14 protein-coding genes are annotated in these 16,771 nt (G+C 41.7%); all 14 read right to left on the bottom strand.

Features of this window, described 5'->3' with window-relative positions; translation table 11 throughout:
- Positions 1–350: 350 nt before the first annotated feature.
- Positions 351–2,015 carry a putative polysaccharide biosynthesis protein gene (locus L877_RS0109540; RefSeq protein ID WP_026835874.1) on the bottom strand — a complete coding sequence of 555 codons (1,665 nt, stop codon included), beginning with the start codon at positions 2,013–2,015 and terminating at the stop codon, positions 351–353.
- Positions 2,016–2,045: 30 nt separating this feature from the next.
- Positions 2,046–3,170 carry a DUF3048 domain-containing protein gene (locus L877_RS0109545; protein ID WP_026835875.1) on the bottom strand — a complete coding sequence of 375 codons (1,125 nt, stop codon included), beginning with the start codon at positions 3,168–3,170 and terminating at the stop codon, positions 2,046–2,048.
- A 13-nt stretch (positions 3,171–3,183) separates the two neighbouring features.
- Entirely contained in the window at positions 3,184–3,687 is a 504-nt protein-coding gene (ybeY, locus tag L877_RS0109550; protein ID WP_156923023.1) for an rRNA maturation RNase YbeY, read from the bottom strand.
- Positions 3,688–3,689: 2 nt separating this feature from the next.
- Positions 3,690–4,706 (bottom strand): PhoH family protein, encoded by a 1,017-nt coding sequence (locus L877_RS0109555; RefSeq protein ID WP_026835877.1) that lies wholly within the window; start codon positions 4,704–4,706, stop codon positions 3,690–3,692.
- 78 nt (positions 4,707–4,784) lie between these two features.
- A complete protein-coding gene (rpsU, locus tag L877_RS0109560) occupies positions 4,785–4,961 on the bottom strand; it encodes a 30S ribosomal protein S21 (protein WP_026835878.1) in 177 nt (58 codons plus the stop codon).
- A gap of 157 nt (positions 4,962–5,118) precedes the next feature.
- Positions 5,119–7,785, bottom strand: coding sequence for an alanine--tRNA ligase (gene alaS, locus L877_RS0109565; RefSeq protein WP_026835879.1), 2,667 nt, complete (start codon positions 7,783–7,785; stop codon positions 5,119–5,121).
- 28 nt (positions 7,786–7,813) lie between these two features.
- Positions 7,814–9,058 carry a glutamate-5-semialdehyde dehydrogenase gene (locus tag L877_RS0109570; protein WP_026835880.1) on the bottom strand — a complete coding sequence of 415 codons (1,245 nt, stop codon included), beginning with the start codon at positions 9,056–9,058 and terminating at the stop codon, positions 7,814–7,816.
- Positions 9,059–9,178: 120 nt separating this feature from the next.
- Complete coding sequence (locus L877_RS0109575; protein WP_026835881.1) at positions 9,179–9,754, bottom strand: 5-formyltetrahydrofolate cyclo-ligase; 576 nt, start codon at positions 9,752–9,754, stop codon at positions 9,179–9,181.
- Positions 9,747–9,965, bottom strand: coding sequence for a DUF896 domain-containing protein (locus L877_RS0109580; protein WP_034785586.1), 219 nt, complete (start codon positions 9,963–9,965; stop codon positions 9,747–9,749). The genes L877_RS0109575 and L877_RS0109580 overlap by 8 nt, the downstream gene beginning before the upstream one ends.
- Positions 9,958–10,809, bottom strand: a complete 852-nt coding sequence (gene proB / locus L877_RS0109585; protein ID WP_034785588.1) for a glutamate 5-kinase — start codon at positions 10,807–10,809, stop codon at positions 9,958–9,960. The genes L877_RS0109580 and proB overlap by 8 nt, the downstream gene beginning before the upstream one ends.
- A 38-nt stretch (positions 10,810–10,847) precedes the next feature.
- A complete protein-coding gene (locus L877_RS0109590; protein ID WP_034785590.1) occupies positions 10,848–12,443 on the bottom strand; it encodes an NAD(P)/FAD-dependent oxidoreductase in 1,596 nt (531 codons plus the stop codon).
- Complete coding sequence (locus tag L877_RS0109595) at positions 12,424–13,608, bottom strand: BaiN/RdsA family NAD(P)/FAD-dependent oxidoreductase (RefSeq protein WP_026835885.1); 1,185 nt, start codon at positions 13,606–13,608, stop codon at positions 12,424–12,426. The genes L877_RS0109590 and L877_RS0109595 overlap by 20 nt, the downstream gene beginning before the upstream one ends.
- 113 nt (positions 13,609–13,721) lie before the next feature.
- A complete protein-coding gene (locus tag L877_RS12920; RefSeq protein ID WP_051437800.1) occupies positions 13,722–14,945 on the bottom strand; it encodes a C40 family peptidase in 1,224 nt (407 codons plus the stop codon).
- A gap of 103 nt (positions 14,946–15,048) precedes the next feature.
- Positions 15,049–16,674: a fused MFS/spermidine synthase gene (locus L877_RS0109605; RefSeq protein WP_034785592.1), complete on the bottom strand. Its 1,626-nt coding sequence runs from the start codon at positions 16,672–16,674 to the stop codon at positions 15,049–15,051.
- Between the last annotated feature and the right edge of the window lie 97 nt (positions 16,675–16,771).

Consider the following 16,771-nt stretch of genomic DNA (forward strand, 5'->3'; position numbering starts at 1 on the left):
TTTTTCAAATAGGCATGCCCCTCACTCCTTATCAATCTAGTCTTTTCCCCTCTCGGGGCATGCCAAATCCTTCTTTTTCAAATAGGCATGCCCCTCACTCTTATCAATCAAGTCAAAATTCCAGAGAAGCCCGTCAATGGAATGATATCTATGCTTTGTCACCGATTTGTTGAGATCGAGTACGGCTGGATTTGTAATTAATCAAAATTGGAGCTTCTGGAATGGCTCCTTTTCTTCCTGCTAATACGGAAAATACGGATGAGACCCTCTTTTCCTAGGTTTCATCCGTATTTATACTTCCATAAGAACTTCCCACAACTACAAATCACAAATTTCTATTTCCACCCCTACTACTCTATCAACTTAAATCTCTTGGCAATCTTATATATTCTGACTCCACATGGTAAATTGTATACTTCTTCCTTGGTCATTCCTTTGAGCAAGAAGAATGCCACAAAATACGTCACAACGGCAATCAAAAGCGCAAACATGAGAGATATGGCATTGGCAATATAACCACTGACGGCTTTCTCTAACAACATATCAAGGAGTGTATAACAAGGCCATACAATAACTGCCATGATGACAGATGCCATAAATGGCTTTGATAGCGTCTTGATAAGTTCTAAATTAATATGTCTGACATTTCTCTTGATCGCAATCAGGTTGAAGATACTTACGACAATCGGGAATGTGATATTACCGATTATCAATGAGTATACACCGATATCAGTATATGAAAGGCAGACAAACACTACGCCAACGTGTAATACAAGGGAAATAGCCGAGTGAATTACAGGAAGGGCCATGCGGTCTATACTCTGTAATGCGCCGCCTGTCACATTTGAAATAGCATAAAAAATAACTGCAGTTGAGCCAGCTAGCATAAGATGTCCACCGAGCACATAATCTGATGAAGGGAACAACAATCTTACAATTGCCTGTCCCAATACAGTGTAGCCAATGGCACATGGAAATGCTATGAGCATATTGAATTTGATACCTGACTTGATATTGTCACCTAGAGTTTTGAAATCATGCTGTGTATAGGCGGCTACTGCACTTGGTATCATAGATGAAGCCACCGAGGTGGATATTGCTATCGGCACACTCGTGAGCAGTCTATATTTCGAGCTATAAATACCTGTCAAAGACTTGATGGCTACGGTTGTATATCCCTTATTTCCCAGAACATTTCCGAATATATAATAGTCAATCAAGCCGCTGATCTGGTATACGGTCTGGCTGAGTATTACAGGGAGTATTGTGAGGAATAGAATGCCATAAATATGTTTGGCAGAATACAACCTTCTTCTTCTATCCTTACTCTCAAGTTTCTTCTGAACAGGGTGATAAACAATATAAACAAAGGCCACCAAAAACAGGGCAAATAAAGCGCCCATACATGTTCCCAAGGTACCTCCTGCGGCGCCCCATGCGCTCTTCTCAAAGGAATCTGCATTCCACTTGATGAAGCTATATGCAGCCCAGATACTTACGACAGCATTTACGATTTGCTCTAAAACCTGGGAAACTGCAGTTGGAATCATGGTTTTCTTACCCTGGAAGAAACCTCGAAATACACCCAAAACTGCAACTATAAATATAGTCGGCGCGAGAATTCTAAGTGGTATTCTAACACCTGCATAGTCAGGATAAATATTCTCCTCTATCCAACCAGATAATATGAATAACAATAGTCCAAATAAGCCACCTGATACCACGCCAAATATCATAGCCAGCTTAAATGTCTTGCCTATATTTTTATATTCTCTTTTTATATTCTGCATTGATATGATCTTTGACAGCGCCAAAGGCAAACTATACGAAGATACAATCAATACAATATCATAGATATCGAAAGCAACGGCGTAGATACCATTGCCCTCCTCCCCAAGAATATTTGACATGGGGATTCTATAAATCATTCCGATAAATCTAACAATTAACGAAGCGGCAGCCAAGATACTACCTTGCTTCAGGAAATCGCTAGATGTTTTCTTGTTATTATCCATTTAGAAGTGTCCTTCCGTCATGTTTTCCACCTATTTCTTCTTCTTGAGCTTAATAAGCTTTGCTCTATTCTTTGGATATGCTGCAATATAAGTCTTTCCCGGGTTGATGGTGAGCTTATCGCCATCCTCGTTATAGTAGCACATTTCACCATCCTCTTCGCTCTTTCTCCATGTAATCTTGGTACATTTTCCATTGGAGATATAGTAGCCCTTTCCGTGGGCTCTATGAAGGCTCAAATGCTGATATCCGTTCTTGTCAATATTTTTCTCCTTGACAAGCTGTATAATTACATTCTTGAATTGAAGCTGCTTGTTGTATTTATGATCCATATGCTTTTTCTTGTACTCAAATTTCTTATACACCTTTGCCTTAGAATCGTACTTCAAGTAGCATATTGAGTAGTATGAAAATGGCAGATAGACATATTTACAATTATCTCCACTTTCGAGATCAGTATCTTCCTCATAGAAATCAAAATGTTCTGCCATCTTGCTCTCTTTGATCTTAGTTCTATACTTGAGTTTTTTAGCTCCCTTGAGAATCTTCTTGCCATCCGTATAAACATTATGTGGCGGCTTGACAGAATTATCTCGTCTATAGACAACGCCACCAATGGCCGAAAGGCCGCTCAGATTGTTGGTCTTAAGCTCTTTCATCTTTGATATGGCATATTTAGTTTGGCCGAAGTGGCAGAATATGGAATCCCACTCGTCTGAGAAGCTGACATAATAGTGTCTGGCACTTCGCACGGATCCAAGGGTCTTAATCTTCTTCACGCCCTGGAAAACCCCAAGCATACGCGTAATACCACCCTCTGCAAGGGCCTCGTATACGATATCTAACTTGGAAGTTCCTCGCTGGCGAAGATTGGCATATTCTATATTATTTATCATAATGGAAAATGGTCTCTCAGCCGCAACTTTCTTAGAAATATACTCTCCCGTGAGACGGCTCTTCACCTTATCTCCGTGATCAACAGGAGCCTCTGTTGGCTCAGGTGTAGGCACAGGCTCAGGTGTGGCCGTAGAAACTTGGACCGGCTTTGGTGTCTCAATATTTTTCATACTTGAGAGAACCGCAATGACGCCAACAACAATAGCAATAATTGTCACAGCTCCGAGTGAAATCAAAGCTGTCATTTTCTTCTTATCCATAATTCACCACTTTCTAACAATCTCGTGTTATTCCGAGGATGTCCATAATCTTTCTCTGTTCCTCTTCCATAACTCTTCTCTCGTCATCTTCGATATGATCATAACCGAATAGATGGAGCATACTGTGTACTACCAAAAAACAAAATTCTCTGAGCTCCGAGTGTCCGTACTCTGCAGCCTGTTCTTTGACCACCTGGCCGCATAAGACAATATCACCGAGCACCAGCGTCTCCGTCTCCGGTATAATGCTTTTTGACATCTGAAAGCTCTCACCCTCAAAATCTCCGGGTTCATCGTACTCCATCATAGGGAAGCTGAGGACATCCGTCACTCTATCTATATCCCTATGCTCACTATTTATCTGCCTAATCGTCTCCTTGTCCACAAGGGTGACGCTCACAAGCAAATCATATGTACATCCGACATATTTACTGACGCAGGCAATAACCTGTTCCAGCTTTTCTTCGATGTCAAAATCAAATTCTAAATCTGTATCATTGATATACTCAATATTCAAGACTATCTTCCTTCATTCTTCTTATGTTGCTTCTTGTACTTTTCCTTGTACTGCTCCTTCGCTTCGAACTTCTCGTAAGCATGGACAATCTTCTGTACCAAAGGATGTCGCACAACGTCCTTATTGGACAGATATGACACTCCTATCTCCTCAACTGATTTGAGGACTGTCAATGCCTGCTCAAGTCCCGATAACTCGTTATACTTCAAGTCTTTCTGGGAGAGGTCTCCGGTTATGACAACCTTGGAGCCAAAGCCGATACGGGTTAGGAACATTTTCATCTGAGACGGAGTCGTATTCTGCGCCTCGTCTAGAATTATATATGCATTATCCAGTGTTCGACCTCTCATGTATGCCAGAGGTGCCACCTCGATAAGTCCTTTTTCCGAATTCTTGATAAAACTCTCTGCCCCCATAATCTGATACAGGGCATCATACAGAGGCCTTAGATAAGGGTCGATCTTGCTTTGCAAATCACCCGGAAGGAATCCTAGGTTCTCCCCCGCTTCTATAGCAGGTCTGGTCAGTATAATCTTTTCAACTTCATTTTGCTTAAATGCTTGTATAGCCATGGCCATAGCCAGATACGTCTTACCTGTACCAGCGGGACCAACTCCGAACACCATCATCTTATCGCGTATGTTATCAACATACTTCTTCTGTCCCAAAGTCTTGGGTTTGACCGGCTTGCCCTGGACTGTATAAGCTATGATATCTTTCTCTATTTGCGCAAGGGAAACGTCGGAGCGTTCCTTGGAAATCGAGAGAATGTAATTGACATTTTGATCTGTGATAGTCTCTCCTGACAAACTCAATGTCAGCATCTCATCGAAGACTCTCTTGGCAAGTTCTAATTTGCCACTCTCACCTTCGACCTTGACCACACCATCTCTTGATATCACGCGAACATCAAGATTCTTCTCTATCTTCTTTATATGACTATCCAATCCACCAAAGATATTACTCAAATGTTCTGATGGAATATCCACTACTATCTGTTCCACTAAACCCGATGCCATCCTTCCTTATAATGAAAAACAGTACAGACACCCATACACTGTATGGGCATCTGTACTATAGCTTTAAACCACAATGGGTTATTTGTATTTTCTTTTACGAGCAGCCTCAGACTTCTTCTTGCGTCTAACACTTGGCTTTTCATAATGCTCTCTCTTTCGAATCTCTTGCTGAATACCAGCTTTAGCACAGTTTCTCTTGAAACGACGCAAAGCACTATCCAATGATTCGTTTTCTTTTACGATAACATTTGACATAGTATCACACCTAACCTCCCTCCAGTTGTAAAGTTTGTGCATAACTCAACTGTTTGGGTATTTTTCGCACTAACAATAATTATATCACAATTTTCCCATTCGTCAACCTTTTTAGAGAAAATTGAATAATTTTTTTGCAAAAAAATCCAATAATTGATTATGATAACTGTGTCTTGACTACTTCAAGTGCCTTTTCAAGAGCTTCTCCGATTTTATCAGGATTCTTACCTCCGGCCTGAGCCATGTTTGGACGACCTCCGCCGCCTCCTCCTACGATAGAGGCAATTTCCTTGATAAGATTTCCTGCGTGAGCTCCCTTTGCCATAGCACTATCAGTTGCTGTAGCCATAAGATTTACCTTACCGCCATTGTTCACAGCATATACAACAAATGCATCTCCAAGTTTATTCTTAGCCTCATCACCGAGATCTCTCATTCCGTTCATATCAACGTCGCTCAACTCTTTGATGAGAACCTTAATTCCATTGATTTCTGTGGCATCACTGGTCATATCGCCAGCCGCAGCCTTGGCAATCTTATTCTTCAGCTTGTCATTTTCCTTTGTGAGCGCCTTTAATTCATCCTGAAGTGCTGCAACTCTCTTGGCAACATCTGCCGGTGAAACCTTGAGCATTCCCGCAACAGTTCTAAACTGCTTGTCCATATCATCATAATACTTGATAAGTCCGGCACCTGTAAGAGCCTCGATTCTTCGAACTCCCGCTGCAACACCGCCCTCGGAGATAATCTTAAATGCTCCGATCAAACTTGTATTAGCAACATGTGTACCACCACAGAGCTCTGAACTAAACTCACCCATCTGGACAACTCTAACCTTCTCGCCGTACTTCTCGCCAAACAATGCCATGGCACCTGTCTTCTTGGCTTCGTCCAATGTCATCTCATTGGTCTCCACGTCGAGGCCACAATTTATCTGCTCATTGACAATTCTCTCCACCTCAGCAATTTCCTCATCTGTCATAGGTGAGAAATGCGTGAAGTCAAATCTAAGCTTGTCCTTATCCACAAGGGAACCTGCCTGCTCAACATGGTTTCCGAGAACAATTCTAAGCGCTTTCTGCATCAAGTGAGTTGCACTGTGATTGTTCGCTGTGAGATCACGTCTTGATTTATCAACGCTCAATCTAACCTTATCGCCCTTTGAAAATGTTCCGCTGACAACCTTACCTACATGTGCAATCTTCGTTCCCTGAAGCTTGATTGTATCCTCAACCTCGAATGAAGCATCTCCACATGTAATAACGCCGGTATCAGCCATCTGACCACCCATAGTAGCATAAAATGGAGTCTCAGCCACGATAATTGTGCCGTACTCGCCTGCATTTATCTTATCTTCGATACTTGAAGGAAGTCTCTTAGAATCATCAACCTCATCTCTTGTCATCACAAGTATCTCACTATCATGCTCTAATCTATCATATCCTACAAATGTAGAACCAATCTCAGGATCTATCTCATCATATACAGTTGCATCCTTGCCCATGTAATTGGTCTCTTCTCTGGCATCTCTTGCAGTCTGTCTCTGAATCTCCATGGCTTTCTTGAAGCCTTCTTCATCAGCACTAAATCCCTGCTCTTCGAGAATCTCTGTTGTAAGATCAACAGGGAATCCATATGTGTCATAGAGCTTAAAAGTGTTGGCGCCTGACAGAACATTTTCACCTGACTTCTTCATCTCATCCATCATGTCAGACAAGATGCTGAGTCCCTGATCAATTGTCCTATTGAAATTCTCTTCCTCAGTAGTGATGAGCTTGAGGATGTATTCTTTCTTTTCCACTAACTCAGGATAACCGCCCTTGGACTCTCTGATAACAACCTCACTGATTTTGGCGAGGAACTGCTCCTTGATTCCCAAAAGCTTTCCGTGTCTGGCAGCTCTTCTGAGAAGACGTCTCAAGACGTATCCACGACCTTCGTTAGAAGGCATGATGCCATCAGATACCATAAATGTAACAGAACGGATATGATCGGTAATTACGCGGATAGAAACATCCTTTGCATCGTCCTTGCCGTACTCTACATTGGCATATTTGCAAACTTCATCTCTTATGGCTTTGATGGTATCAACATCGAAAATCGAGTCAACTCCCTGCATAACTGTCGCAAGTCTCTCAAGACCCATTCCCGTGTCAATATTCTTGTTCTCAAGTTCTTTGTAATTTCCATTACCATCATTTTCGAACTGAGTAAATACGTTGTTCCAAATCTCTATATATCTATCGCATTCACAACCAACTTTGCAATCCGGCTTTCCACAACCATACTTCTCCCCGCGGTCAAAGTAAATCTCTGAACAAGGTCCACATGGTCCTGCACCGTGCTCCCAGAAATTGTCTTCCTTGCCAAATCTATATATGCGATCTTTGTCAACGCCAATCTCTTTGTTCCAAATATCAAAAGCCTCGTCATCATCTTGATAAACCGAAGGATATAGCAAATCTTCCGGAATCTCCAAAACCTTGGTCAAAAACTCCCATGACCAAGCGATAGCCTCTTTCTTGAAGTAGTCACCAAAGGAAAAGTTTCCAAGCATCTCGAAAAATGTTCCGTGTCTAGCAGTCTTGCCGACATTTTCGATATCACCAGTTCTGATACACTTCTGACATGTTGTAACTCTCTTCTTAGGTGGAATCTCCTCTCCTGTAAAGTAAGGCTTCAATGGAGCCATTCCTGCATTGATAAGAAGTAAACTTTTGTCATTTTGAGGAATAAGAGAAAAACTCTTCATCGCCAAGTGATCCTTGCTCTCAAAAAACTCAAGATACATCTTTCTCAATTCATTTAATCCATATGGTTTCATAATCTATATTCATTCCTTTCGTATTTATCTATTCTCTTATCTGACCATTTCCAAGAATAATAAACTTTGTACTGGTCAATGCCAAAAGCCCCATTGGTCCTCTGGCGTGAAGCTTCTGAGTGCTGATTCCAATCTCTGCACCAAATCCAAACTCAAAACCATCTGTAAATCTCGTAGAGGCATTTACATAAACAGCCGCCGCATCAATATCATTCAAGAACTTCTGCGAATTGGCATAATCTGCAGTCACAATTGCCTCCGAATGTCCTGTATTATACTTGTTGATATGAGCAATCGCCTCATCAATACTATCAACAACCTTAACTGAAATAATATTATCAAGATACTCTGTCCCAAAATCTTCTTCGGTAGCTTCTAGCATCTTGTCATCGTATTTTCTCGCTCTCTCATCTCCGCGAATCTCTGTTCCCTTCGCATAAAGAGCCTTACATATTGCCGGAATAGCCTTCTCGGCAATCTTACTGTGTATGACAAGTGACTCGCAAGCATTGCATACACCAAGTCTCTGAGTCTTGCTATTTACAATAATAGGCACAGCCATATCAACATCGGCAAACTCATCTACATACACATGACAGTTGCCCGTACCCGTCTCTATAACAGGTACTGTACTATTATTTACAACCGCCTTTATAAGCCCAGCTCCTCCTCTAGGTATGAGCACATCAATATACTCATTCAACTGCATAAGCTTTGTTGCAGTCTCTCTAGATGTATCCTCAATCAACTGACAAGCATCCTCAGGTAAACCTGCTGACTTAAGCGCCTCTCTAATGGTTGCAACTATAGCCATATTGGAATTGATGGCATCACTGCCTCCCTTGAGAATACAAGCATTTCCAGTCTTAAAGCAAAGCGCAAATGCATCTACTGTAACATTTGGTCTAGACTCATAAATAATACCAATAACTCCAATTGGAACTCTTCTCTGTCCGATTTGAAGGCCATTTGGACTAGTCTTCATAGAAATTATCTCTCCGATTGGATCCTCCAGCGAGATAACCTGATTAACCCCCTCAATAATTCCACTAATTCTCTCATCAGTGAGCGTAAGTCTATCCACCAATGACTCTGCCATCCCATTCTGTCTGGCAACTTCAATATCCTTGTTATTGGCTTCAATAATCTTATTCTTATTATCCGCGATAGCCTTGGCAACCGCCTCAAGTCCTTTATTCTTATCCAAAACACCAAGCTTATTCATCAATGATGCTGCTGTCTTGGCATTTGCACCTATCAAATTCAAATCCATGAGAATTCCTCCTTCAAAAAATTTACTCTTAATTGTACCACATTGGCGAAATTAATGCAAGCCATGTCTTACGACCGTAGGGAGTAAGACCAGCAATATGCGTTTCCTTACATGTCTTCCTCACCCAATTACAACCCCATCTACCTCTATATCAAACTCTTCCCCGGGGATTATTTCAACTCTTTGCTCCTCAAATGCCAGCATGTATTTCATCATATATGAGCCGTATTGTTCGAGGAAGCGGTCGTAGTATCCGCCACCATAGCCGATGCGGTTTCCCTGGTTATCAAAGGCAACGCCCGGGAGAAGCATCAAAACCCTTTTGAGGAGATTTGAACCAAACAAATCTTCAAGATCAAGTGATTCAAAGTCAACTCCACCCGTTGGTTCCATTATTCCCATATAGCCTGGGTTCAGAGAGGATAAATCTGTCACTTCATAAAATCGCATAACCTTCTCTTCGGAGTATGTTTTGGGAAGAAAGAGTCTTTTTCCATCTCGGAGTATAGATTCATTTAGAGCAGCTGTATTTACTTCAGAACGAAAAGAACAATATGACAAAACAATATCTGAGTTCAGATATTGTTTTGAATTGAGAACTTTATTCAATATTGTTGATGATTTGTTGCAGCGATCATCAACGGAGAGTTTGTCTCTTGCTGCCAGAGCATTTTTTCTAATATCAGATTTATTCATATTGCCTTTGGCTCCTAGGTTTAAGTGGTCTGATTGTGCCATCCTTTTCCTGGATTGATACGTTGTCTAGGGAGGCACGGAGGTTTCTCCTGATTGATGCGACGTACTCCTGGCGAAGCTTTTGTTGTTCAGCTAGCTCCACTTCGGTAATTGTTCCTTCTTTTTTCTTTTTGTACAATTCATTGATTCTCTTAATCTTTTCATCAGTCATTTTTATTCTCTCTCTTTTCTAAATAATTTTTTAGGTGGAAATGTTTGGTCTTGTGGGCCTTGAAAACAGTTCCGATTTCTTCGCCTTCTAGGAGACTTAGGATATTATTTACATCATCGCCGTTGATGATGGCCATGTCGGTTCCGCCGTCGTTGGCGATACCGCCGGCGAAGATCTTGGAGCTCATCCCGCCTGTACCCACGTCTGAGGATGGTCCTTTTGCCATTTCGACGAATTCATCGCTTATACTCTCCACATAAGGCACAAACTTTGCGTCTGGATTTTGATTTGGATCATCTGTATATAGGCCGTCGATATCGCTTAGTAGGACCAGTAAATCTGCTCCAGAGACAGCTGCAACTATAGCTGAGAGGGTGTCATTGTCTCCGAACTCGATCTCATCTGTGGCAACTGTATCATTTTCATTTACGATTGGAATTGTTCCATACTTTAGAAGTTCTTCAAATGTTCTTCTGGCATTGTGTCTGCACTGATCATCGACAATAGTATACTTTGTCATAAGTACCTGTGCAGTTTTCTGGTTATACTCTTGGAAGAGCTTTTGGTAGACTGTCATGAGGCGACTCTGTCCTACTGCAGCGCATGCCTGCTTTTGTTCAGTTGTCTCGGGTCTCTTCTCCAGTCCAAGGGCTTTTCTGCCTACGGCCACAGCCCCGGATGAAACGACAATAATGTCTTTTCCCTGGTTGTGAAGGTCTGTCAAGATTCTCACAAATCTCTCCAATTTTATCAAGTTGAGGGCACCCGTTTCCTCATGTGTGATAGTGGATGAACCCACTTTAAATACGATTCTTTTCTTATCCTTAAATGTATCTCTAATCATTGTATTTGCGCGATTTAATCGCTCCTCCATTCTATTGATTATATGCTCAGGACAATTTGCATTGCCACTCTTATTCCATCCATTGCCGCAGACATTATTCCACCTGCGTATCCAGCTCCCTCACCACAGGGATATAGACCCTTAGCGGCGGGGCTGACAAGGTTCTCATCTCTTATGATTCTAACAGGGGACGAGCTTCTTGTCTCTGTGCCAATCACAAGCGTATCATCATCGTCAAAGCCATCTATCTTATGGCCAAATTGTTCCATCCCTTCTATAATACCATTTGCGATAAATGAAGGCAATGCTTTTCTCACATCGGCATAAGAATACTTTCCTTTGACACATGGCACAATCGGAGAAACTTTGTCACCGGTACCTTCCACCTTGAAGTCTCCAAATCTCTGAACCGGGATTTTGCCATCTGCCAATTCGAAGGCTTTTTTTTCTATACTTCTCTGAAGTTCCATGCCGGCGAGAACATTTTCCTCGTCTCCAAAGTCTTCAGGCTCCACTGACACTAGGATTGCACTGTTGGCAAAGCCTGAATCTCTCTTAAAATCGCTCATTCCGTTGACCACGAGCCGACCATTTTCACTTGAGGCATTGACCACATATCCGCCGGGACACATGCAAAAACTATATACGCCTCGGCCATCGCTAGTTTTACCTGTCAACTTGTAATCTGCCGGTGGTAAACCGCTGTCGGTGACGCCGTACTGGGACTTATCAATATGACTTTGAAGGTGTTGGACTCTAACTCCCATGGCGAAGGGTTTTCGCTCCATCGGAATGCGAGTTTGGGATATGTATTCAAATGTATCTCTGGCGCTATGACCAATAGCCAAAACTACTGATTCCGCCGGAATCCGGTCTGTCGAACCATCACCATACACAACCTCAACTCCGGTAATCCTATTGTCTTCAACACAAAAACCCGTCATCTTCGTATTAAACATATATTCGCCGCCCATGGCCTCTATCTTCTCTCGAATATTTTTCATGACAAATCTCAGGTTATCAGTGCCGATATGTGGCTTGGCTTGATAGAGAATCTCCTCTGGCGCACCATTTTCCACAAATACCCGCAAAACCCACTGATTCTTGCCGGTCTTGTCCTTGATATTGGTATTGAGTTTTCCATCGGAAAATGTTCCGGCGCCTCCCTCACCAAAGGAAACATTGGTATCGGGATCCAGTTTTCCCTCCTGCCAAAACCTATTAACCGCCTCTACTCGCTTATCTACGTCAGAACCTCTCTCAACTATTATAGGTTTATAGCCGCACTTGGCGAGAAAATATGCGCACATAACTCCAGCCGGTCCCGCACCTATTATCAGAATATTTTTTTCATATTTTCCTTTGTGATCTCTTATGAATTCATCTACCAACTTATTCTCTTTATATGTGCTCAGTTCCCGCTTCCTTTTCAGCAATTCAGGCTCATTGTCGCACGAAAACGAAGCATTGATCTGATAGAATATTTCCGGTTTCTTTCTTGCATCAATGCTCTTTTTGAGAATCTTAATATCTCTAATTCTAACTCTATACTTTTTTTCGATTTTGTCTTTTATTACAGAGATAAGATCCCCTCGAACCTTATCATATCTAATTCTAATCTGACAAGATATCACTTACTTTTCCTCCACTGATACTCTGGGCACATATTGCAGCTGTGGCAAATGCAAAGTGAAGATTGTATCCTCCACATTTTCCATCCACATCTAATAGCTCGCCGAGAAGATAAAGTCCGGGAGCTACTTTGGACTCCATATTGCTCATATCCACTTCCGAGATGAGCACTCCGCCGTGTGTGACCTGGGATCTCTCAAAGCCAAATGTTCCGCAAACAGGCACGCTAAATCGCTTCAAAAGCTCCTCATAACTGTGACCCTCTCGGTGTAATTTGTTCATCACTCTCTGCCACTTATTATTTACGAGACATGTCAATGGATTGTCAACATTTTCAAGCCACTTGGCAAGTTGTTCTTCTTTCTTTTCCGGCAAGAAGTCTATCAGAATATTGACACTTTTCCCCTCATCAATAGCCTTTCCGGCCCTACCGGACAATTGGAATATAGGAATTCCTGAGATTCCATCCTTGACCATCTGGATTTCGCCGTACTCTTCTCCGAGAATCTTTCCATCTATCTCAAGTTTTGCTGTCCCCTGCATCCTGACGCCGGCAACATCCTCTATGAAATTTTCTTTGGAGACAAGTCCTGTTAGGCTTGGATAAACCTTAGAAATCTTATGTCCAAGACTTCTAGCCAATTTATAACCCAAACCACTTCCGCCTACATCGGGCCCCGCTTTTCCACCAGTGGCCAGTATGAGCTTATCACATTCATACTCCTTATCTCCATAGACTAAAAACTTACCATTCTTACAACTAATTCTATTGGCCGTTACATCCGTAATTATATTTACACCTTTTTTCTCGCAGATTTCCTGTAACCTATCTCTAAATGTAATTGCCTGATTATTATATGGATAATAGTATCCCTCTCTGTCACGAGATGGGATTCCTAGCTTAGAAAATAAGTCAATAATTCTCTGGTAATTATATTCTCTGAGAACATTTTCTACAAATGTAGTGTCACCATCACAACTTTCATATTTTCCAATATCCATGCTGGAATTGGTAAAGTTGCATCTTCCATTTCCCGTGGATAGAAGCTTCCTTCCCACCATCTTGTTCTTTTCAATAATTGTTGTATCTATGCCGCTTTGAGCAATCAGATATGCACATAACAAGCCTGATGCTCCACCGCCTATGATAATAACCTTATCTGACATTGTGATTCTCCACTAATCTCTAAAATATTTAAACAGACATGCCCTTAAGCATGTCTGCATAAATCTAATTGGAAACGCATACTGCTGGTCTTACAAGCTTTGCTTGTAAGACATTAATTCATAACTCGTCCTATCTTGACAGGATGTCTGTAATATGCTGTTGAAATCTTGATTCCATCTGTTGGATTACTTGCATGAATAACCATTCCGCCACCTATATACATGGCAACGTGATTGATTCTGCTTCCGTTGCTATAGAAGAACAAGTCTCCCGGCTTAGGGCTTGATACGCTTCTAGTACAACCTGCTTGTGCCGCAGCGTTGTGAGGAAGTGAGTGACCATATCTAGCATACAAACTCATGGTAAATCCAGAGCAATCTGTACCACCTGTAAGACTTGATCCGCCCCATACATATCTGTTGCCGAGGAACTTCTTGGCATACTCTACAATGGAAGCTTGTCCACTACTAACTCCACTTGACTTGCTAGCAGAAACTTTCTTGACTTTGACAGCTCTCTTAAGCGAGTACTCAGCGGTTACAAATTCCTTGGAGACAAATGCATAGTCGTCATCGACCATGATACAGATCCAAGCATCGAGATTCTTCTCTATCTCTTCCATTCCACCTGATCTCTTAACAGCTTTCTTAGAGATCTTCTGCTTCTTGATAATCTTCTCGATAAATGCCATATTGAGGTTTTCCTTGCAAATCTGGAACTCCTCTTCTGCCTCTATAATTGTATAAATAGGTGCTGTCATAGAAGGAAGCGCCCTAACTCTAAGTGAGTCTGCTCCAACCTCTACACAATCTCTACCAACCTTCGGTGCCAGCTTCTCAGCCGCCTTGTCAGTCACCAAATACTTGGACTTAACATATCCCTTTACTTTACCGGATATAATCTTAGCCCATCCACCCTTGATCTTATAAACGTGACAACCGGAATTCTTAGTCATCTTACCGATTATACGACCTTTCTTGCTTGGCTTGCTTCTCACGTTGAGATATGTATCAACCTTACTTGCAATACCAAGTCTAGAGTAATTGAGATTGAGCTTAACATGTCCATCTTCTGTGATTGCCTCGCCAATCTCTGTAACTGCTGTCTCCACCTCTACTGTTGCTGTCTCCGGAACTGCCACAACTGCTGATGGAGTGATGCTGCCATTGGCAACATTCTCGCAGTACTTATTTACAACGACATCGGTTCCCGCCATAGGTGTCTCTCTTGCGACCATAGCCGCTCTTATAGGAATTGCAGCTACGACAACTGCAATCGCACCAATGGCAAACCACTTTATGTTTTTCTTAACAAAAACATCTTTAATATTCTTCAAAATATCACCTTTTTTAGTTTTATGATTCCTCTCGGAATTGTTACAAATTTGTTACACGATTTTAATTATAACAATTCTTATCCTTTATGTCAAGTCCCCTTATTTACATGCTATTTAAGAGTCCGTTCAAGCCCTTTTCCTCATATACTTTTTTATAGTATTCCAATTCCTTCTTGATAATCAGATCAATCTCTCTCATTCCAAGTAACTCAACCGGCGCCTGATCATCAGTGAGAAGCTTATCTCCTTTTTTGTAGGGCGTTATATCATATTCAATCATAGACATAAACTCCCTCAACTGCGGAACATTTATCTTAGATATACCGGATCCAAACCTCCCCTCAAAGCTCCCCTTCTTCTTCGTCGCAAACAACTCTCTGTTGGTGGAGTACTTTACATCCACAGTCTGAACATCCGGGAAAACGCTGGCTATCGTGTCGCACATATAATCATTGATGCTGTCTTTGGCACCCTCCGCTCTCATGTTGAGGTTGACAACCATTACGCCGTCCTCCTTCAAGTGAGCATAGACCTCCTCAAAGAACTCTCTGGATGACATCTGAAAGGGAATTGTGATATCCTGATATGCATCAACCATAATGACATCATACTTCTCCTTATCAACCTTAATAAACGCCCTCCCGTCATAAGTCGTAACCTCAGCATTTCCCTTGGCACCAAAGTACTTTTCCGCAAGGCCGCTAATCTTGTCATCAATCTCCACACCCCTTATATTAAGCTTATCGGAGCCAAAAAAGTAGTTACACTGCTTGGCAAATGTTCCGGTACCCATACCAAGCACCAAAACATCACACTTTTTTTCATCTACACCTGCAGCTACCGGTGCTGCCATGGCATAATCATAGTACATGCCTGTCAATCCGGCTTTCTTGAGCGCGACGGACTGAACTCCAAACATAACATTGGTCGACAGACTCACAGAATTCTCATCTTCCTTGACCTGAGTGTAATTGTAGATTGACTCCCCTTCATATACGAGATTTTTCTCCCAAAAAGCAAAGTTACTCTTATTGCCCAAAATAGCACAAAGAACAAATACAATCAAAAATACAGCCAAACGAACCATATTTCTTCTCACACAGACAAAATAAATAATTCCTATGAGAAGTATAATTCCCGAAAATACCAGAAATGTAACGGCTGTACCCACAGCAGGGATTGTCACGAAGGTCGGTAAAAATGTTCCGATAATGCTTCCAATGGTATTGGCGGCTCCGAGAGTTCCCACTACCTTTCCATTGTCCTCCAAATTGCTGGTAGTATACTTAACAAGAGAAGGCGTAACTGTTCCAAGTAAGAACAGCGGAAATACAAATATAACCATGCAGGCTATAAAAGCGGCTATAACCAAAAATCCGGTGTTAATTGTCAACACCAATGCCCCCGATATAAATACAATTATATATTTACCAAGTACCGGTATCACGGCTATCCATATGGCAGCAATGACAATCCTCATATATAATTTATCAGGATTTGGATCCTTGTCTGCGCTGCGCCCGCCATAGAGGTTTCCCGCAGCCATAGCAATCATAATCGTTCCAATAATTATGGTCCAAACTATCTGAGACGAGGAAAAGTAGGGAGCCAAAAGTCGGCTAGCCCCAAGCTCTACTGCCATAACAGCCATTCCGGCAAAAAACTCTGTTATATATAAAAATATTCTGTTTTTTAATATCTTAGTTTCTTTTTCATTAGTATCTTCCACGATATTATCTCCTAATTGTCTTACGAACGACGTGAGTAAGACCAGCGGTATGCGTTTCATTGCAAAATACCGGAGAGAAATATAATTCTCTCCGGTA

It is taken from the genome of Eubacterium xylanophilum ATCC 35991 (assembly GCF_000518685.1).
GTDB lineage: Bacteria > Bacillota > Clostridia > Lachnospirales > Lachnospiraceae > Eubacterium_F > Eubacterium_F xylanophilum.